The organism is Aliirhizobium smilacinae, from assembly GCF_006335145.1.
Taxonomy (GTDB): domain Bacteria; phylum Pseudomonadota; class Alphaproteobacteria; order Rhizobiales; family Rhizobiaceae; genus Neorhizobium; species Neorhizobium smilacinae.
This window is the reverse complement of sequence record NZ_VDMN01000005.1, coordinates 90,366-109,481: the sequence shown is the minus strand read 5'-3', so window position 1 is coordinate 109,481 and position 19,116 is coordinate 90,366. Positions and strand designations below refer to the sequence as shown.

The window sequence follows — 19,116 nt, the reverse complement described above, 5'->3', positions numbered from 1 at the left end:
CATGCTCCATGTGTGAGCTGTCTTGCCGCGCCGGGAAGGCTCAAATTTCGGCGTGCAGCGGCCTGTCCCCGCCCGCGCAAACAGGCGGGGGTCAAAAGCTCTTCAGTGGTTGATGTTTCTGGTGCCCTGCGCGGCGGCTCTTCGGCGGTCGCGCAGGGCTTCAGCGTTACTGCTTGCCGGTGAAGTCGACGCCCGGCAGCGTTGTCGGCAGTTTTGCGCGGTCGACGCCGATCCACTTCTTGTAGATCGCGTCCAGCGAACCATCGGCAGTATGACGGGTCACGAAATCGGTGAGGAAGGCCAGCATTTCGGTATCGCCCTTGCGGACGGCCATGCCCTGGAAATTGTCCGCAACTTTGAACTTGCGCTCGAACTGCTTGTCGTAACCGGTCTGCTTGATGACAAGACCGTAGGTCACGCTCCCGAGGATGGCATCGACCTGACCGGAAAGAAGCGACTGAACGGTTGTCGCATCGTCGTCGAAGCGCTTGATCTCGGTGTTTGCCGGAGCCGTCTTGACGAGCAACGTATCGAAGGCGCTGCCGCGGTTGACCCCGATCACATATTTACCGAGATCCTCGCCGCTTTTGATTGCAGCATCCGTCTTGCCCCAGACGGTAATGTCGTTCGACGAATAGGGAATGACATACTGGATGACCTTGGCGCGCTCTTCGGTGATTGTCATCGACGGCACCAGGAAGTCGACATTGCCGTTGACCAGCAGCGGAATGCGGTTCTGGCCGGTAATGCGCTCGAACTTCACCTCGACGCCGAGTTCCTTGCCGATCAGCTTGGCGATCTCGATGTCGAAACCGTCATTGCCGCCCTTGGCGTCGATGAAGCCCCACGGAAACTGATCCATCTGCACGCCGATGGTCGCGGTACCCTTAGCCTTGATTTCCTCGGGCGTCACGGCAAGCGCCGTCGTTACAAAAGAGGTCGCGGCGAACAGTGCGGCGGCAAGACCGCCCAGGACTTTCGAACGCGAAAAGGTCAATGCTGTATTGAACATGTAGTTACCTCTGGTTGGTTTTTTTGACATTCGTTCTTGTTTTACCGCGCGGCGTTGAGACGTCGTTCGATGCGTGAACTGCAGTAGGTCAGGGGCAGGCAGATGAAGAAGTAGATCACTGCCACCGCCCCATAGACCTGCAGCGGCTGAAACGTGATGTTGGCCATCAACTGGCCGGAGCGGGTAAGCTCCGTGAGACCCAGCAGCGCAGCGAGTGCCGTGCCCTTGATCAGGTTGACGAGGAAACTGATGGTGGCCGGCAGGCCGATGCGAAAGGCCTGCGGCAGCACGACATCCACCATGCGATGCATGTAACCGATGCCAAGCGCCCGTGCCGCCTCGCCCTGTCCATCGGGAACGGCCTGGATGCTGCCGCGCCAGATTTCACCCAGAAACGCGCTGGTGTGGAGCGACAGACCGATGGTCAGCGCTACCCAGACATCGACCTTGAAGCCGAGAAGCGGCAGGCCGAAGTAGACGAAGAACAGCTGCACCAGCAGCGGCGTGCCCTGGAAAATCTGGATGTAGGTCGCTGTGAGGATGCGCAGCGACTTCCATTTGCTGGTACGGCCAAGCGCTATGGCCAAACCGAGAATGCCTCCGAAGGTGAAGGCGAGAAGCGACAGAACGATGGTCCAGCGCGCGCCTTCGAGCAGAAAGAGGAATTCTCCCCAACCAAACTGACGGATCATCGCAGTGCCTCACTTTGCCGGGTAGGAGAAATAGACCCGGCCGATCAAGCCGAGAGCGATGGAGAAGAACTGCGACATCGCCAGATAGATGACGCCGAGGGTGAAATAGATCTCGAAGCTGCGGAACGTCTGGGAATCCAGAGTCTGGGCGAAATAGGTCAGCTCTTCGGCCGACACCGACGACATCAGGCTGGAATTCAGCATCATCAGGATGAATTGGCTGCAGAGAGCCGGGTAAACCGCCCTGATCGCCGGCCGGAACACAATGAAGCGGTAGATATCGACAGAGTGCATGCCGAGCGCCCTGCCCGCCTCGATCTGGCCAGGACGGATGGACTGGACACCGCCGCGCACGATCTCCGCTGCGTAAGCCGCACAGTTCAGCGTCATCGCCAGGATCGCCGCCTGCTCGCCGCTCAACCGGATGCCGAGTGCCGGCATGCCGAAGAAGACGAAAAACACCTGTACCAGGATCGGCGTGTTGCGGATCAGCTCGATGTAACCGATGGCGATCGAACGCAGCATGGGAAGCTTGCTCATCCGCATCAGCATGAACACTAGACCGAGGGCCAGGCCGAAGACCATGGACAGCGACGACATTCTCAATGTTCCCAAAATGCCATCGAGAAGCATCGGCCATGCAGCAAAAACGGGACTAAAATCGAATGAATAGTTCACCTGCCACCCCTCAGTGGTTGAGAATCTGGCTGAGAAACGCCTTGGTGCGTTCATGGCTCGGATTGCTGAAGAACACATCCGGCTTGGCGCTTTCGATGATCTCGCCGCGGTCCATGAAGATGACGCGGTGGGCGACGGCGCGGGCAAATCCCATCTCGTGCGTGACGCAGATCATCGTGATGCCATCGTCGGCGAGCGAGATCATCGTATCGAGAACCTCCTTCACCATCTCTGGGTCGAGTGCCGAGGTCGGCTCATCGAACAGCATGATCTTGGGATCCATGCAGAGTGCACGGGCAATCGCCACGCGCTGCTGCTGGCCGCCGGAAAGCTGCGCCGGATATTTCAGCGCCTGCTCGGCAATGTGGACGCGCTCAAGATGGCGCATCGCCTTTTCCTTGGCATCGGCAACCGATGCCTTGCGCACCCGGCGCTGCGCCAGCATGCAGTTTTCGAGAACTGTCAAATGCGGAAACAGGTTGAACTGCTGGAACACCATGCCGACATCACGGCGGATATGGTCGGCATTGCTCCCCTTCTGGCTGAGCGTCGTCCCATTGACGGTGACTGTGCCCTGCTGAATTTCCTCCAAGTGATTGATGCACCGAATAAGAGTGGACTTGCCAGAGCCCGATGGACCGCACAGAACGATGTGTTCGCCTCGGCCGACCTCGAGATCGATCCCCTTCAGCACCTGCATATGGCCGTACCACTTATTGACGCCGCTCATGGCGATGGCTTGTTCCGATGCGCTGGTCCCGGTCATGGCCAGTTCCCCTTTTTTGTTGTCAGGCTTTCAATGCGACTTCAAATACGGCATCGACCTCGACCGATGATCCGCGCGGCAGCGATCCCGCACCGAGCGCGGTGCGGACATGCCGGCCTTTCTCTCCGAAAATCTCGACAAGCAGATCCGAGGCGCCATCGATGACGGCCGGATGCGCCTTGAATTCTGGCGGTGCATTGACGAAACCACGCAACTGCGCGCAGGCGACGACCCGGTCAAGATCACCGTCCAACGCCGTATTCACTCTTGCGACGATATTGAGCGCACACAGCCGCGCCGCCTTGTAACCGTCTTCCGGCGAAATACTTTCGCCGACGACGCCAACGAAGTGCTCCACGCCATCGATCCGTGGAATTTGACCCGAAATGAACAGCAGGCTCCCCACCAGTCGGTGGGGGATATAATTACCTGAAGCCGGCGCTAGCGAAGGCAATACGATGCCCAGCTCGGAGAGACGTGCGGAGACGACACCCATAGCAATTTTCCATTTAATTTTAAGAACGCGCAGAATTGCGCGGACCTGTTCCCGGGAACATGTCACCGATCGATTTTCAATATCGTCGGCGCCGTTCCGCTTTTTGTGTGGATAAGGATTATTGAAATAACACCTCTTGTCAATATCCAAACAAGAGGTACTATCTCGCTAAAAGCAATCGTTTATTTATTTGTAAAAAATCTAATTATATCAATATTTTACAGTGGTAATATTTTATCTAATTTTTCCTCGAAAACCAAAATAGAGAATTTTTATTTTACAAAATTTTTGGCTGATTGCTGCCGAAAGGTATTTGGAGGAGGTGCCATTCGGCCGAGTGTGCGCACTCTATACGACAATTTTTGTGAAGAGGTGGTAGCATCACTGCGCCAGGTAATGTTACCTTATCTATAAAACGCGCATAAAGCGCAGCAACAATGCGATTTGGATGGCTAAAACTTGGAAACATTGACGGACCGAACCATCAAGGCTCTAAAAAGCCATATCGGCGAGAGTCAGCTTTCGAAGGGTGACAAGATCGGCTCTCTCGGCGAATTGTCTCAGCAATTCGGCGTCAGCAGAACGATCATCCGGGAGGTCGTTTCCGCTCTGAGGTCGGAAGGCGTCGTTGAAGCGCGTCACGGTGTTGGTGTGTTCGTCAGCAATCTTCCTCGCTCAACGGGCGAAGCTGCCGCCGACATGTTTGATGCAGATGCCGCCTTGGCTCCGCTGTCTCGCCTGAAAACGTCTTTCATGGACCTTATCGAGTTGCGGATGGCTTTCGAGGTTCATGCCGCTGGTCTCGCAGCGGTCCGCCGCTCCTGGGCGCAGGAATCCAACATATGGAATGCCGCCCGCCAATTCGAGGCCTCGCTGGAAGACGAAACTGCGCTCGATCATCTCGATTTCGTTTTTCATCGCTCGATTGCAGAAGCGACGAATAACGGTGCGTTCATCGAGTTCTTCAGTCTGATGAGCCTGCAGATATTGCCACAGCCGGCATTTTCGAAGCAGCTCAACCCCGCCCTGATCACCCAAGACTATATTCAAAACACCGTAGTCGAGCACCGGGCTATCTGCGAAGCGATCAGTTCGGGCAGCGCGGAACAAGCACGCGAGGCAATGCGGGCACATCTCAACCGCAGCCACCTGCGTTATCGTGGATTTTCAGATGGAACCCATTCTCCGCTGAGTAACGTAGCACGCGAGGATTAGCGGCTTTGGCCGCCGATAAGTGAGGTTGGCGCTATGAACAACATCGAGAAGCGGCAAGCCAAGTGCAGGTCCGCGGATATCAAAGATCTCATCCACGGATAGGCAAACACGACGGCATCAAAGCCCGCAAGCCGACCTTCTCTTCAAGCCAGCAACGAGACTGCCATCACCAATCAGCGATCAGCGATCAGCGATCAGAACAAAGAAGACGGCCGCAGCTTGCTTTCAACTTTTCGGAGAAATGAAAAAGCCTGCCGCGGGAGGAGGTGCGGCAGGCTTTTAAAATAATAGAACAACGGCTGGGAGGAGGAGTGCCGCGTTCTGCCAGGCTTCCCTTGGGAGGAGGATAGGGTCGCCTGAAACCCGAAGCTCTGCGGGAGGAGATGCATTGCTTCGTTGACATATGGATACGCGGATTTGCAGGCCGCAGTAAGACGGTTAATTGCAGCGCAGCCATGCAGTTTTGCATCGCTCGAACGGACAATGCCTAATTTCACGCCTTGGCTCTTAATCTCTCCTGTGAGGTCGAGACTTGGTCAAAGGATATTTGGAAACGGAGTTCACACAACAGAGAGAACATTGGGATCACCACCGCGAGACATTTAACAAGCAGATAGCGCCGAGGCGGTGGACAGAATTTCCAACACCATTTGCACGACAATCATCGATACTTTCGATCAGATACGCCTGGCCACTAGTGCAGAACCCTGGATGTTCCGCATCGATCTTGCGTTGAGCTTTAACGACATCGCTGAGGTTGACGCGATCTCTGCGCATTCGAGGTGGCCCGCGAACGGTTTCCCGAAGCCGTTCTCAAGATGACAGGCCTCCGACATGGAAGGCGTGCTGATCTCTCGCGTCGAAATCGATGCCATGGACACGTCCTGAGAGATCGGCACGCTTGCGCCACTTTGGACCTGAAGGACAATAAGCCCCATTTCACTCTGCTGCCAATAATGTGACCCTCTACCCCTAATTGCTGCCCTACTTATGGTCGGCGCTCCGCTCTTGCAGTAAGAGGGGGTAAGAGGCTGCCTGTGGCCACTTTTTAAATGGAGAATCGTTTTTGGCACGTCAGCCCGTCAAGCATGGACATGCCCACATTGAAGAGACTGAGCTTTCCTCCCGCGGCAAATCACCGAGCGGAACCCAGACCTTGCTACGCGGCCTCAATCTGCTTGAGCATGTCGCCCACGGTATTCGTGATGTGAAGGGCTTGTCAGAGCGTCTGGGCATGCCGCGCAGCACAACCCATAGGGTGCTGAGCAATCTGGTGGCGGAGGGCTACCTTCATCACGTCCCTTATCAGGGCTACACCCTGGGCTATAAGCTCATCTATCTCGGAACTCGGGCGCGCGAACAGCGGCCCCTCACACAACTGGCTCGCCCCTTTCTCGAAAAGCTTGCCGATTTCTGCGGCGATACCATCCATCTCGGACAGATCGAGGGACCGCACGTCCTCTATCTCGACAAGCTGTCCGGTCAGCGTGGCCTTGAAATGCGTTCCCGCATCGGCCAGCGCATGCCGCTTGCCTCTACCGGTGTCGGACGGGCACTGATGCTCGGCATGTCGGAAGAACGGTGGCGTGAAGTCTATGACGAGGCGGTATTGCTGCGCGAGCGGATCAATAGCGAGCGTCCTCCCCTACCCGAGTGGTCCGATTATCGTGCGGCCATGCTTGATTATCGCGAACGCGGCTGGGTGATGGAATTCGAGGAGAACGAAGTCGGTATCCGCTGCGTTGGCGCCCCGATCTTCGACATAAACGGCGAAGTTGTTGCGGCAGTCAGCATAGCGAGCGCCAGCTTTCATATGTCGAAGGAGCGTATGCTCGAACTAGGCCCAGTCGTTGCGGAGACCGCAAAGTCGATCTCCGCTGCACTTGGAAACGTGCCGGCCGAAGCGGCGCAAGCGTAGTGCTCATGACGAAGAGACTTTTGCTCGAAGGTCGCGGTGCGGCGCAGACGCCGAGCACCCATCAAAGTCTCGCACATCGATTAATGTTGTAAAACAGCGCCGGCCAAGCTGCCTTGCCCGGCGCTGCTTCGCCTCAATAAGGGGTGACCGGCGTTATCAGTGCCTCGCCAGAAAAATGGGCAGCAACATTGTCGAAAACCAAATCTCCCATGGCTTTTCGCGTTGCATGCGTGGCGCTTGCCATATGGGGCGTGACGACAACGTTCGGGCGACCATACAACGCCGCCGGGACTTCCGGCTCGCGTTCGAATACGTCGAGCCCGGCACCTGCAATCGTTCCAGCGTCAAGTGCCGCAATCAGCGCCGTCTCGTCGACCACCGTTCCGCGTGCAATGTTGATAAGGATTCCGTCCGCACCGAGCGCCGTCAAAATCTCGGCATCGACGAGGGCGCGGGTCTTCTCACCGCCATTGACGCAGATGATGAGGAAATCCACTTCACTCGCCAGGGTTTTCAGATCGGCAGCGAAAGCATAAGGCAAGCCAGCAATCGGCTGTCGGTCGGTATAGCTGATCACCATGTCGAAGCCTGACGCGCGGCGGGCGATTGCCTGACCAATGCGGCCCATGCCGGCTATGCCAAGCTTGCCGCCGGAGACTTTCTTTGTCCAGGTGAAACCGCCCTTTGCCCATTCCCCACGCTCGACGAAGCGCTGTGCTTCGACGATCTGGCGTGAGGTGGCAAGCAGCAGACCCATCGCCATGTCGGCGACATCGTCAGTCAGTACGCCGGGCGTATTGGTCACTGCAATGCCACGTGCATGGGCGGCGGCCACGTCGATGCCGTCGTAACCGACGCCGAAATCGGCAATCAGTTCCAGCTTGGGAAACTGGGCGATGAACTCGGCCGTGATCACGGATTCGCCGTTGACGGCCAAAACGCGGGCATTTTCGGCGGCCGTCTGCCGCTCGGCCTCATCCAAAAGTTCCCAGTCGGCGAGCGTGCAGGTTTCGTCGAGACGCTTTGCCAGCGCCGGGGGCAGAAAGGCGGCCTTGACCACTCTCGCTTCGGTCTTGTCGAACATCGTCATCTGCTTCCTGTTCCTACCATTCCGCCACGGAGCCGTCGGCAAGGCGCCATACCGGATTGCGCCAGTCGGGCGCCGTCTTGGACCGTTCGATGACCAGTTCTTCGTCGACCTCGACACCGAGACCGGGGCGCTTGTTGGGATAAAACCAGCCATCCTCGATGCGGAAATCGTCCTTGTTGGCGACATAGTCGAACAGTTCGGCACCCTTGTTGTAATGGATGCCCATGCTCTGTTCCTGGAACACAGCATTGTGCGAGACGAAATCGACGGCAAGGCACGATGCTAGCGCCAACGGTCCGAGCGGGCAATGGGGGGCGAGCGCCACGTCATAGGCTTCGGCCATGGCGGCGATGCGGAAGCATTCCGAAATGCCGCCGGCATGGCTAAGGTCCGGCTGGAGGATGGAGATGCCGCCGCCTTCGAGCACGCGCTTGAAGTCGAAGCGGGAGAACATCCGCTCGCCGGCGGCAATCGGAATATGAGTCTGGGCTGCAAGGCGCGGATAATATTCGGCCTGTTCGGCCAGTACCGGTTCCTCGATGAACAAGGGGCGGAACGGTTCCAGCTCGTGAATGAGCACTTTTGCCATGGGCGCTGCGACGCGGCCATGGAAGTCGAGACCGAATTCGATCGTATTGCCGAAAGCGCTTCGGATTTCGGCAACGACGGCAACGGCGGCATCGATCTTGGCCGAGCTGTCGATAATGCCCATTTCCTCGCAGCCGTTCAGCTTGAACGTGTCGAAGCCGATTTCCTGCAGCGTGCGGATATTGGCGATGACATCAGCTGGACGGTCGCCGCCGACCCAGGAATAAGCCTTGATGCGATCGCGAACGAGACCACCCAGCAGCTCGTAGACCGGCGCATCGAGCACCTTGCCCTTGATATCCCACAATGCCTGGTCGATGCCGGCGATGGCGCTCATCAGGATCGGGCCACCGCGATAGAAACCGGCGCGATAGAGAACCTGCCAGAGATCATTGATGCGGGCGGGATCCTTGCCGATCAGATATTCGCTGAGTTCGTGCACGGCGGCTTCGACGCTGCGGGCACGGCCTTCGATGACAGGCTCGCCCCAGCCGGTGACGCCTTCATCCGTCTCGATCTTCAGGAACATCCAACGCGGCGGCAGGCGATAGGTAGTGAGTTTGGTGATCTTCATTGAAAATAACTCCAGATTGGAAAATGGCCGGCACGATCAGGCGCCGACGCGTCCGGCTGCAAAGGCGGCGACGAAGCGGCGTGCCTCGGCGGTCAATTCCTGCCAGTTTCCGGCCGCGATCAGGTCGCGACGGACGAGATTGCTGCCGACGCCGGCGGCAAAGGCACCGGCGCAAGCGAAGGCTTCCAGATTATCCAGGCCGACACCGCCAACCGGAATGAGAGCCGCCTCGGCGAACGGTCCCCTGATATCCTTGATGTAACCGGGACCGAGGCTGCCGGCCGGAAACAGTTTTAGCAGGTCGCAGCCGAGCCGATAGGCTTTCACCACTTCGGTTGGCGTTGTGACCGAGGGGATCATCAGCCGCTGCCGCTCGTGGACGGCTGCGATCACGTCCGGCTCGAAATTGGGAGCGAGAACGAAATCGGCGCCGGCATCGAGCGCCAGTGTCGCAGAAACCGGATTGACCACCGTTCCAGCCCCGATCCGCATCCGGTCTCCGAGCGCCGCCTTCAGCGCCCGGATGCCCTCATAGACGGAAGGGCTGTTGCAGGTGATCTCGAACACCTTGACGCCGCCTTCGAGCAGCGCCTGGGCTGTTGGCACCACGTCGGCGGGCGAAAGCCCGCGGGCGATGGCAATGATGCCGCTTTCCCGGATGGTGGCGATAACCTCTTGTTTCAGCATTGGATCAACCTTTCTGGATGGTGGTATTTATACCTTTGCTTCGATCGGCGTGCGGACGATGAACCAGTAGCAAATGGCCGAGCAGGCAGCGATGAAGCCACCGCTGATGAAAGCGAGTGCATAAGAACCCGTGGCATCGACGATCATGCCGGTGACCAGTGGCGACAGCGAACCGGCGAAATAACCGCCGAAATTCTGGATGCTGCCGACCGAACCGACCATCGAGCTGGGTGCGACGTCGCCAGGCAGGGCCCAGCCATTGGCCGACAGCGACGACAGCATGGCCATGCCGATGGTCAACAAGGCGAGCGTTCCACCGAGGCTGGTGAAGAAGGGGGCAAGCATCAATGCAAAGCCGCCGAGCAGAGCCGAGACGGAGATGACGGCACGCTTTGCGTTGAGTGGCGAAGCGATGTTCTTGTCGACCAGCCATTTGGAGACGTAGCCGCCAAGGAAGGCACCGACGATGCCGCCGAAGAACGGTACCGAGGCGAGAAAGCCCATCGTCTTCATGTCGAGGTTCTGGGTTTTCAGCAGATAGAGCGGCACGAAATAAGTGAGGATGTTGAACATCCAGATGTAGCAGAACCAGCCGAGGATCATTCCCCAGACAACGCGATAACCGAAAAGATCGCGCCAGCGGATGGGGTTTTCACCCTTGCCCAGTTCCGTTGGGGTGCCGCCGCCATCGGCCTTGATGTAATCAAGCTCTTCCTTGGACAGCCAGCTTGTCTTTTCCGGCTGGTGATAGGCGACGATCAGCAGCAGGCCGAACAGGATGCCGAAACCGCCGGCAATGTAGAACAGTTCGCGCCAGCCGAAGCTGACCATCAGATACACCAGCAGCGGCGGTGCAAGTGCCGGGCCCCATTTCGAAGCGGCGTCCCAGATGCCGGTCGCAAGCGCCCTCTCCTTCTTCGGGAACCAGGCGGCGGTGATCTTGGCTGCACTCGGCCAGCATGGGGCCTCGGTGACACCGAGAACCGCGCGAGCGGCAATCAGGCCAAATTTGGACGAGCAGACACCGGTCAGCGCTGTGGCGCCGCTCCACAGGATTATCGCTCCCGTATAAACGCGCTTGGCACCGAACTTATCGATCAGCCAGCCGGCCGGCAGCTGAAATATAGCGTATATCAGCGAAAAAATCGTGCCGAGCAGTCCGATATCGGAATTGCTGAGCTGGAGTTCCTTCATCATCTCCGGCGCAGCGACAGACAAAGCCGTGCGGTCAACGAAATTGACCATTCCGCCAACTAGAAGGATAGCCACGATGATCCATCTGCGGCTACCGGCACTCTTGGCTGGCGCCGCAGCGTGTTGAATAGACATTTCTCTCTTCCCTTTACTTCTGAAGTCCTCAAATCAGTCCGCGGACGCGCGCAATTTCCATGGCGCCCAAGGCAGAAATAGAATGTATGCCGTCCGGCACCGTCTCGATCGGGCCGGTGAAATATGGGTCGGCGGCAATCAGCTCCATCAACGCGTCCCGCAGTCCTGCCTTGCCGGCAACAATGATCCGACTGTCGGGCAGAACGTTAAGCGAGTTGCTGCTCTTGAGCGCGATAAGGTCGCTGGCGAGAACTGCGCCGAGCAGAAAACTGGCTCGGCCATCGCGGTCGAGATCACCGAAGAGATCAAGGAGGCGCACGAGAAAAGCGGACCGTCCTATTCCGAGTCGGGCGCCGACGCCGGCTCCCTTAAGCAAGGCTTCGGAATTGACCTTCTCGGCGAAACCATGATCGACCGATCCGGCAATCAGTGTATGGCGGCTGATGACATCAAGCAGTTCTCCGGAAATGGTGGTGATCGATCCGGAGATCCGGCCGGCTTCATCAATGCCGACGAATTTCGCATGCGAGCCCGGCAGGATCAGCACCGCAGGCCCGCTGATGCCGAGCGCATGCAGCACGCCGATTGCCTCGGTTTCCTCGCCGCGCATGATGTCCATTTCATCGCAGTCATCGATGGAAATGGCACCGGCCCTGTTCTTGACACCCGGGATAAGCCAGATCGGCTGGTCGGTCACGCCGGGAAGTTCGACCGACTGCATGCCTGCCGCAAGTTCGGTTTTACCTGCAGGTGCGGGCAGGTGAGGGATTTCGCGAAGACCGTTGTTAGAGGTGATCATGCCCGAGGCGAGATAGAGGCATTTCTCGTCCGGGGATATGTTTGCACCGGCGAGCGCTTCCGACAATGCCTCACCGACAGCTGCCTTGAGCTTGTCCGTACTGCCGGTGATGGCTGTATCGCGAACACCTACTGGCCTCCCGGCTTCGGCGACTGGAGAACCGTCGCGCCATGCGATTACGCGGGTGTTGGTGGTACCTGTATCTAAAGTGGTAATCAGCATCGAAAACCCCTCCCGCGGTTCGGCTGTTAAATTATGATTGCTCCGGGAAGGAGGCAGTGAGCCGCATCCAGGATGCTTTAAATCGATGCATCATTTGTCTCAAATAATGAGATAAGCATCTCATATTTAGATATACCTGCAGTGGGCGACGGTCAAAGGTAAAAATGCCGCATTGCAGCATGGCGGGATGAAATTCGCTTCGGGGCCGCTATGTTCCGCGATGGATAAGGAAACGGCTACCGGACTCTTCCAACGACAAGTCCCAGCAGTTGATGATCGATGCCACCCATTTGAAACCCCATCGCGCAGCAGCCAGCCTAGAGAAAAGAGGGCGCTTCTCCGAATATTGGATGCACCAAAGGTGGATTGAACTTCATGCCGTTTGCCATGGTCACAGTCGGCCACTTGTCCCGATACACCCTGCCCGCATGAATTATGCTTGCATGTCTCCCATCATGGGCGAACCGCAAGGCAGTCATCTCGCATGAACCGATGCTCCACAAAAAATACAAAAGAAATCTAGACCGTGTCCGCCACGGTTAGGGACTGCAGGCGAATTCACACTTGATACGACCGCGGCACTCACACTTTTTTCAACGACATCACTGGCGCAAAACTCGGCTTCGCCAAAAACTATAACAGAGCGATACTGGATGTCGTGATTGAAGACGGCGCGGAAAAATACAATGCCGTCGAGATGGGGTGACAGTAAAACACACCGGAATGCCCTTCTGCTGGACTTTCAGCATCCGACTTGCCGACGAACGTGCCAGTGGACATAGTCGTCGATGCGCCAGTGATTTGCCGGCGTGACATAGTGCATTCCATCGATCGCGTAGCCGATCTCGCAAACGATCCCGGCATCGATGATTGGTCTATCGTCTCGCGATCACATTAGCCAGCCAGTTATATCGACGAAGACGTGTTTTGTCAGTTGGCGGTAGAGGCTGCTGTATTCCAGTCTCTATTGCAAAATGGTGATGACCATCGAAGTAACTTCGCCTAAAATCCGATCGAAGGCCATTCTGTAAAAGATCATGGGACAACTTGGGAGCGCATTTCGACCGGATATTCGGCTAGCCAAGCGTTGACATGCGTCATGAAGCCGCTTGGAGTACTCTGCATGGTCTGGTCGCTTCTATGCCGCACCCACTAGGCACAGGATGAGCTTCGACCTTTCGTGATTGCCTTGTAAAGACGTCCAGGACCTCACTAGATCTTGCTGAGACTTAACTCAGAAAAGCTCCTCGACGCATTCGCGGAGGAGCTTTTTGATGAGCGGCGTCCTCGATTCCGTTGTTTGATCTTGGTTGCGGGCACCCGCCATCAATTCACCGGGTGCGGTCGAGGCGCAGATAGCTTCGGAGAGTCTTTCGGCAAGGCGCGATGGTCACTAAGGTGGCCGAGCGACACGGCCCGAATCCGAACCACCTATCCAGCTGGCGGATGATTGCAAGGTAAGCTGGCTCTCCCTGCACCCGAGGATGCAGTGGAGTTCGCAGCAGTTATCGTTGACCCATCTGTTTCCGAGCTGCCGATCAAGAAAGCCAGCCGTCCCGAGATCATCATCGAAGCTATCACGATACGTCTGGAAGAGAGCGCATTCGCCGCTCGGATCGCCGTCTGTTCCGTCCGTCGCTAACGACACCCAGTCATCGGCGTTGTCAGTCCGCGGGCTTTAAATATGACAGGCGGCGGTGCTGGTGGCGACCGACGCGTCGGACACGACAACTCATACCAGCCTTAATAGAGCCAATGGAGGGACAAACTGCGATTTACGTTCTCAAGCTTGAGAGCCCCACGGCCATCATCATTCGCAGCTGGGTCGGACACTGCCTGACATTACAGCGACGGTTTTGGGGAAAGCCTTGTTGGCTTGGCTTTCAGCAAGAGAACTGGAGGCCATTCTTCCTGACATCGACTTCGAAGTGATTACCAAGAATTCGATTATTATGGTGGAGTTTTGGGGCCTGCCGCCGTACTACTTCTGCTCCAATGGCAGTACGAGCCTCGCCACGAGCCCACCGTGTTCTCGATCGAGCAGCACCAATTTTCCATTATGGGCTTGGATGATTTCAACAACGATGGAAAGACCGAGGCCGAACCCGGTTTCGGTGTCGTGGCGAGCCGTATCCACCTTGAAGAATGGTTCAAGAACGCGGCTCCGATATTCCTCAGGAATGCCGGGCCCATCATCCATGACGTCGATCATCGCCTGACCATCACTTATGCATAGTTCGACATTCACATGAGTGCCGAACTTTACAGCGTTTTCGCAAAGATTGGTGATCGCGCGCGTCAGCGCCAGAGGTTTAAATCTGGTGACCATGCGTGCCGGGCCATTGTAATTCACGTCATGTCCCATATCGGCGAACTCATCGCAGGTTGTCTGCAATACTGAGGCCAAATCGGCGCGTTGCGATAGTTCCCGTTGATGGTTGTCACGAAGGTAGCCAAGGCTCTCCTTCAACAGCCTGTCGATACGCTCGATATCTCCCAGCAGTGCTTCCCTTACTTCTCCCTCATTCACCCGTTCAGCCCGCAGCCGCAGGCGCGTCAACGGCGTCCTCAGGTCATGGCTGATGCCGCGTAGCATTCTTGTCCGCGACTCGACCATCGTCGAAATACGGCGCTGCATGCCATTTAGCGCGCGGGCGAGCGTCACGATCTCGACACTCCCGCGCTCTTCGAAAATTGCGGGCCCAAGCGATATATCCGCCTTCATCGCAGCGGAAGCGATACGTCGAAGCGGGCTGGTGAGCGCCCGAACCGCGAAGACCGAAAACAGGATGAGAAGCGTGACGGTCGCGACCAGATAATTCGCGCCGAATATCAGTGCGTCGTTACGAAGGAAGCTTTCGGGAAGTTCCCTTACGAGAAGCGTGTCATTATCGACCCTGGCGGCAAGAACACGTTTACCATCAACGAACGTCCTCCAGCCTCCGAATGGTACGGGATGATTTTCCGGAGGAATGAGCCGATCGACTGCAATCTGAAGGAAGGGCTCGTCAGGCGAGGATGTGGTGAACCGTTCGGAATACGAGAGGGGCTGCAAGCTCAGACGCCCGTCTTCTCGATTGGCCGCGGCAAGAACCAAACCTTTTTCCGCGGGAGTAGCCGATGCGAGGACCGAGGCGATCGCCGACACTTGGGCCGACATACTTTCCATATCGGGAGCGTTGTATTCCTCCCGAACCCAGGTTTCCAATGTCGAACCAATTACGAAAGCAATGATCAGGCAAGCGAAAATCACTGCGGTGATCTGGCCTTGTATGGTCGAGATCAACCGGGAGACCCGAAATCCCAAAGTGCCCCCTGGGGCTACACAGCCCGATATAGAAAACAATATGCCCCATGTCGCGGGGCTGGTCGGACCGAGGATAAAGCCTTCATTCGAAAAACGACATTAAGTTTTATGTCGATCGGGTTCCAACGCCCGCCCGCAATAAAGCGTAACACAAAGACATGCCGTGTCGGCTCCGCCCGTGACAGGACAGATGCGTTGCAAACACGGCTCGCTTTTCGGGGTGACGCCCGTGTCAAATCACTGGAGCACCCATGTCTTTTATCCAACGGACCGATCGGCGACTTCTCGCAAGCGCCTTATACGCCACGCTTGCGATCGTCGGCACGGCTTCGATCACGCTTGCCGCCGATGCGAGCCTGTCAGGACAGCCCCCTGAACCGCCATTCGATGAGGAACGGTTCAACAAGGAGAAACCGGAACGCAGCTGGAGCCTTATTGTTGGCGCCGGGGCTATCTACGAACCTGAATATGAAGGCGGCAAAGACTTCCAGATACAACCTGTACCATTCGTGGTTTTCAGCTACGGCGAATGGCTGGAAATTGATCCGAGAGGCGTGACGATAACCGCGCTCCGTCACGACGGCTTCGCACTCGCGGCCAAGGTTGGCTACGAGGGCGGACGCGACGATGACGACGCGGACCGCCTGGAAGGGCTGGGCGACATTGACTTCGCGGCCACCGTCGGCGCCAAGGCGTCCTACAACTGGAACGGCTTTGAAATATATGCCAGCGTCGACCAGACGATCAATGGCAGCGAGAGCCTGATCGGCACGTTTGGTGCCGAGTATCAGGCGCCGGTAACGGAACGGCTCATCCTCGGTGCGGGTGTCGAGGCGGTGGTTGCCAACGACAAGCACATGGAATCCTATTTCGGTGTGACTGCCGCCCAATCGGCAAGATCCGGTCTATCCGAATATAAGGCAGAAGCCGGCCTGAAGCGCGTCAACGTTTCGGCATCGGCAATCTACATGTTGAGCGAAAACTGGCTTGTCCGCGGTGAGGCAGGCGTAGGCTTCCTCACCGGCGACGCTGCGGACAGCCCGATCGTGGAAGAAAAAACACAGCCTTCCGCCTCCCTTTTTGTCGGCTACAAGTTCTGACAAGGACAGACACGTCAGATGACCGAAGCCGGGCGTCCTGCCCGGCCTCTTTGTTTCCAGTCGTTAGGACTGCTCAACATTCGCGGTAAACATGTAACCGCCAAGTCGCACCGTCTGCAGCAGGACGGGGGTCTTCGGATCCGCCTCGATCTTCTGCCGAAGACGGCTGATATGAACATCGACGCTACGCTCGATCGGCCCTGCAAGACCGGTATGGGTGAGCGAAAGAAGCTCTTCGCGGGTAATCACCCGGCCCGGATTGCGGCAGAAGGCAAGCAGCAGGTCGAATTCCGTCGTCGTCACCGCAACCCGGGCATTGCTCGGATCGTGCAACTGGCGGCGCAGCGGGTCGATCTGCCAGCCCTCGAAGCGCAGTTTTCGCTGAACCGCGGTAGTCACCAAGCCATAGGAGGCGCGCCGAAGCAGGCTGCGGATACGGGCGACGACTTCGCGGGGGCTGAACGGCTTGGTGACATAGTCATCGGCTCCGACCTCCAGCCCGACGATACGATCGACTTCTTCACCGAGCGCGGTCAAAAGTATGATCGGCGTCGTTTTTTCCGAGCGGATACGCCGGCAGATGCTCAGGCCATCCTCGCCGGGCAGCATGACATCCAAGATAATGAGATCGAATTCATTGTTGCGCAGCAGGGCATTCATGACATGCGCGTTTTCCGCAACGGTCGCCATCATGCCGTTTTCCTGAATGGCCAGCGCAAGCAGCTTGCCGATTTCGGGATCGTCCTCGACAATCAGAACCTTTGCATTGGCGGAATTTGCTTGCACCACTGTTGCCCTCACTCGCCTGACTGCACGCGTTTCGCATGTCGGCAGGACAGCATATGTTTCGCTTTATTAAGTTTTGTTGCGAGGATTGGGAAGCTGTCACGGTAGCCAACGAACGGGACGCAGGCCAAATGCACTCCAAGACCGATAGGACAGCGTGTTGATCGATCAATACACGCTCAACAAGCCTATGGCAGGCGTCGCTAAAGAGGCGCGAAACATTAGGAAATAAGACGAAATGAACTGATCCTGTGACCGATACTAGGCTTGCCCGGAAAACTCGGAGCAAACCTATGACGTCATCGATCCCGCGCAGCAAGCAAGCAGGTTTGCACCTTTCGCTCGTACTAATGACGACGATGGTGACGAGCGCGGCGTTTTATCTCAATCCGTCGATCGATATGGCTGTCTCACGGTATTTCTTTGACGGCGAGCAATTCCCCCTCAGGCACAACGGGTTTCTCCAGGCGCTCAGGCAGGCGAATTTCTGGGCCGGCGTCGTTGTCATAGGCGTTTCGATGGCTTTGATCGCGTCGCGCCGTTTGAGAGATGCGGCTGGCATCAATTTCGGGCGCGCGGTTATTCCCCTGGTCACATATGGAATGGGTGTTGGGCTCATCGTGAATATGTTCCTGAAAGACACTTTTGGAAGAGCCCGGCCACGGGACACAATTGGCCTGGGGGGCGATCAACCACTAACCGCTGCCTGGGAAATGTCCCAGGCCTGCCCGTCGAATTGTTCATTCACGTCCGGAGAGGCGGCCGGTGCAATGGCGATGATGTCTCTGGTTTACCTCATCCCGATCGGTTGGAACGTGACGCGCAGGGTTGTACAGATCCTGCTCGCGTCGCTTGCAATCTCATTGTCCTTCAACCGCATACTGTTTGGAGGCCACTATCTGTCCGACGTCGTGCTTTCCATGCTCATCGTCACCGCTGTGATGTTCGCTGCCGAATGGCTATTGCGCCAAATACGATGGGAAAAACTCGACCCGAATAGAGGTCGACGAGGATCTTCTCGACGTGGGAACGCGACTGATATCGCTTATCCGCGCACTCAATGAGGCCGGGCGTTTGGGCATCACGCACGGTTTCCAGCCCTTCCGAACGATGGCAGACGAAGGGCGCACTTTGCGCCTCGGCGACTGTCGGCACGTATCTCGAATTATCAAGTGAAGACATCTCCCATCGCAATCTCGAAAGAGCTGACCAACATGCAAACTAAACCCGATGCCGGTTTTCGCCGGCCGACCAACGAAGACCTGAATGACAGAGTCAAAGGCATCATTGCGACCTATCTCGACCTTCCCAGGGAGCTTGTCGTTGAAGAGGCTAGCCTGTCGCACGACCTCTGCGCAGACTCGCTGGAGATCACTGAGTTGGTGATGGTCTTCGAGGAAGAATTTGGCTGCAAGATCGGCGACGATGCGGCTGACCGATTTCTGACGGTTGGCGACATTGTCAGACATCTGCAGAGCCTTGCAGGCGTTTGAAATTGAACAGTGTCACGCACACGAGTGCCGGGAAAAACCACAGCCTATCGTGCGTTCCAGGATCAGGTTTGTTTCGCAGCGCTCCGCGCTCAAAACACCCACGCAGGAATTCGCTATCCAACAGGTACGGATCGCCCTGAATGGCCCGGAGAACGCTATCGCGCCTTATCTTCCAGGTACTGGTGTCGGCCGTCGTGATCGGAGCTCTTTTAGGCGGCCCCATCATTCTGATGCTTTTGGTGGATGGCAGCTATTAAAGGTCAGCCGCATCCTGACTGATGGAAGGTGACCACCATCGGAAGGTTTCCTACCGAACCGCAATGCCCCATGCTTCTGAATGCGGCGGCCCGAAAACTGAGAAGCC

17 protein-coding genes are annotated in these 19,116 nt (G+C 57.1%); 5 read left to right on the top strand and 12 right to left on the bottom strand.

The annotated features are described in order from the left end of the window. Positions 1-166: 166 nt before the first annotated feature. The 5 genes from FHP24_RS20495 to FHP24_RS20475 are packed head-to-tail and all read right to left on the bottom strand — an operon-like array spanning position 167 to position 3,644. The gene (locus FHP24_RS20495; RefSeq protein WP_139678091.1) at positions 167-1,012 is read right to left on the bottom strand and encodes a transporter substrate-binding domain-containing protein; all 846 of its coding nucleotides are present in this window, start codon (positions 1,010-1,012) and stop codon (positions 167-169) included. A 41-nt stretch (positions 1,013-1,053) separates the two neighbouring features. Then, the gene (locus FHP24_RS20490; RefSeq protein WP_139678090.1) at positions 1,054-1,704 is read right to left on the bottom strand and encodes an amino acid ABC transporter permease; all 651 of its coding nucleotides are present in this window, start codon (positions 1,702-1,704) and stop codon (positions 1,054-1,056) included. Positions 1,705-1,713: 9 nt separating this feature from the next. Then, positions 1,714-2,382, bottom strand: a complete 669-nt coding sequence (locus tag FHP24_RS20485; protein ID WP_139678089.1) for an amino acid ABC transporter permease — start codon at positions 2,380-2,382, stop codon at positions 1,714-1,716. Positions 2,383-2,392: 10 nt separating this feature from the next. After that, positions 2,393-3,148, bottom strand: coding sequence for an amino acid ABC transporter ATP-binding protein (locus FHP24_RS20480; RefSeq protein ID WP_139678088.1), 756 nt, complete (start codon positions 3,146-3,148; stop codon positions 2,393-2,395). Between the two features lie 22 nt (positions 3,149-3,170). Continuing rightward, positions 3,171-3,644: a RidA family protein gene (locus tag FHP24_RS20475; protein WP_139678346.1), complete on the bottom strand. Its 474-nt coding sequence runs from the start codon at positions 3,642-3,644 to the stop codon at positions 3,171-3,173. 459 nt (positions 3,645-4,103) lie between these two features. Here FHP24_RS20475 and FHP24_RS20470 point away from each other — a divergent pair, with 459 nt between their 5' ends. Next, positions 4,104-4,859 (top strand): FadR/GntR family transcriptional regulator, encoded by a 756-nt coding sequence (locus tag FHP24_RS20470; protein WP_139678087.1) that lies wholly within the window; start codon positions 4,104-4,106, stop codon positions 4,857-4,859. Between the two features lie 1,066 nt (positions 4,860-5,925). Beyond that, entirely contained in the window at positions 5,926-6,777 is an 852-nt protein-coding gene (locus FHP24_RS20460) for an IclR family transcriptional regulator (RefSeq protein WP_210237848.1), read from the top strand. A gap of 133 nt (positions 6,778-6,910) precedes the next feature. On the opposite strand, the gene FHP24_RS20455 is transcribed toward FHP24_RS20460, so the two are convergent. The 6 genes from FHP24_RS20455 to FHP24_RS20420 form a co-directional block, all read right to left on the bottom strand. Beyond that, positions 6,911-7,867, bottom strand: coding sequence for a 2-hydroxyacid dehydrogenase (locus tag FHP24_RS20455; protein ID WP_210237847.1), 957 nt, complete (start codon positions 7,865-7,867; stop codon positions 6,911-6,913). A gap of 13 nt (positions 7,868-7,880) precedes the next feature. Beyond that, on the bottom strand, positions 7,881-9,029 hold the full coding sequence (gene dgoD, locus FHP24_RS20450) for a galactonate dehydratase (protein WP_139678086.1): 1,149 nt from the start codon (positions 9,027-9,029) through the stop codon (positions 7,881-7,883). A 36-nt stretch (positions 9,030-9,065) separates the two neighbouring features. Next, positions 9,066-9,716: a bifunctional 4-hydroxy-2-oxoglutarate aldolase/2-dehydro-3-deoxy-phosphogluconate aldolase gene (locus tag FHP24_RS20445; RefSeq protein WP_139678085.1), complete on the bottom strand. Its 651-nt coding sequence runs from the start codon at positions 9,714-9,716 to the stop codon at positions 9,066-9,068. A gap of 27 nt (positions 9,717-9,743) precedes the next feature. Next, the gene (locus FHP24_RS20440; RefSeq protein WP_139678084.1) at positions 9,744-11,045 is read right to left on the bottom strand and encodes an MFS transporter; all 1,302 of its coding nucleotides are present in this window, start codon (positions 11,043-11,045) and stop codon (positions 9,744-9,746) included. A gap of 28 nt (positions 11,046-11,073) precedes the next feature. Beyond that, positions 11,074-12,066, bottom strand: a complete 993-nt coding sequence (locus FHP24_RS20435) for a 2-dehydro-3-deoxygalactonokinase (protein WP_139678083.1) — start codon at positions 12,064-12,066, stop codon at positions 11,074-11,076. Positions 12,067-14,047: 1,981 nt separating this feature from the next. Continuing rightward, the gene (locus FHP24_RS20420) at positions 14,048-15,226 is read right to left on the bottom strand and encodes an ATP-binding protein (protein WP_246091872.1); all 1,179 of its coding nucleotides are present in this window, start codon (positions 15,224-15,226) and stop codon (positions 14,048-14,050) included. A 398-nt stretch (positions 15,227-15,624) separates the two neighbouring features. On the opposite strand from FHP24_RS20420, the gene FHP24_RS20415 reads away from it, so the two are divergent. Beyond that, positions 15,625-16,473, top strand: coding sequence for a MipA/OmpV family protein (locus FHP24_RS20415; RefSeq protein ID WP_139678081.1), 849 nt, complete (start codon positions 15,625-15,627; stop codon positions 16,471-16,473). Between the two features lie 63 nt (positions 16,474-16,536). On the opposite strand, the gene FHP24_RS20410 is transcribed toward FHP24_RS20415, so the two are convergent. Beyond that, positions 16,537-17,259, bottom strand: a complete 723-nt coding sequence (locus FHP24_RS20410) for a response regulator transcription factor (protein WP_139678080.1) — start codon at positions 17,257-17,259, stop codon at positions 16,537-16,539. Between the two features lie 293 nt (positions 17,260-17,552). On the opposite strand from FHP24_RS20410, the gene FHP24_RS20405 reads away from it, so the two are divergent. Together FHP24_RS20405 and FHP24_RS20400 are read left to right on the top strand one after the other, a co-directional pair. Further along, on the top strand, positions 17,553-18,323 hold the full coding sequence (locus FHP24_RS20405) for a phosphatase PAP2 family protein (RefSeq protein ID WP_139678079.1): 771 nt from the start codon (positions 17,553-17,555) through the stop codon (positions 18,321-18,323). A 150-nt stretch (positions 18,324-18,473) separates the two neighbouring features. Then, positions 18,474-18,752, top strand: coding sequence for an acyl carrier protein (locus tag FHP24_RS20400; protein WP_139678078.1), 279 nt, complete (start codon positions 18,474-18,476; stop codon positions 18,750-18,752). Positions 18,753-19,116 lie beyond the last annotated feature (364 nt).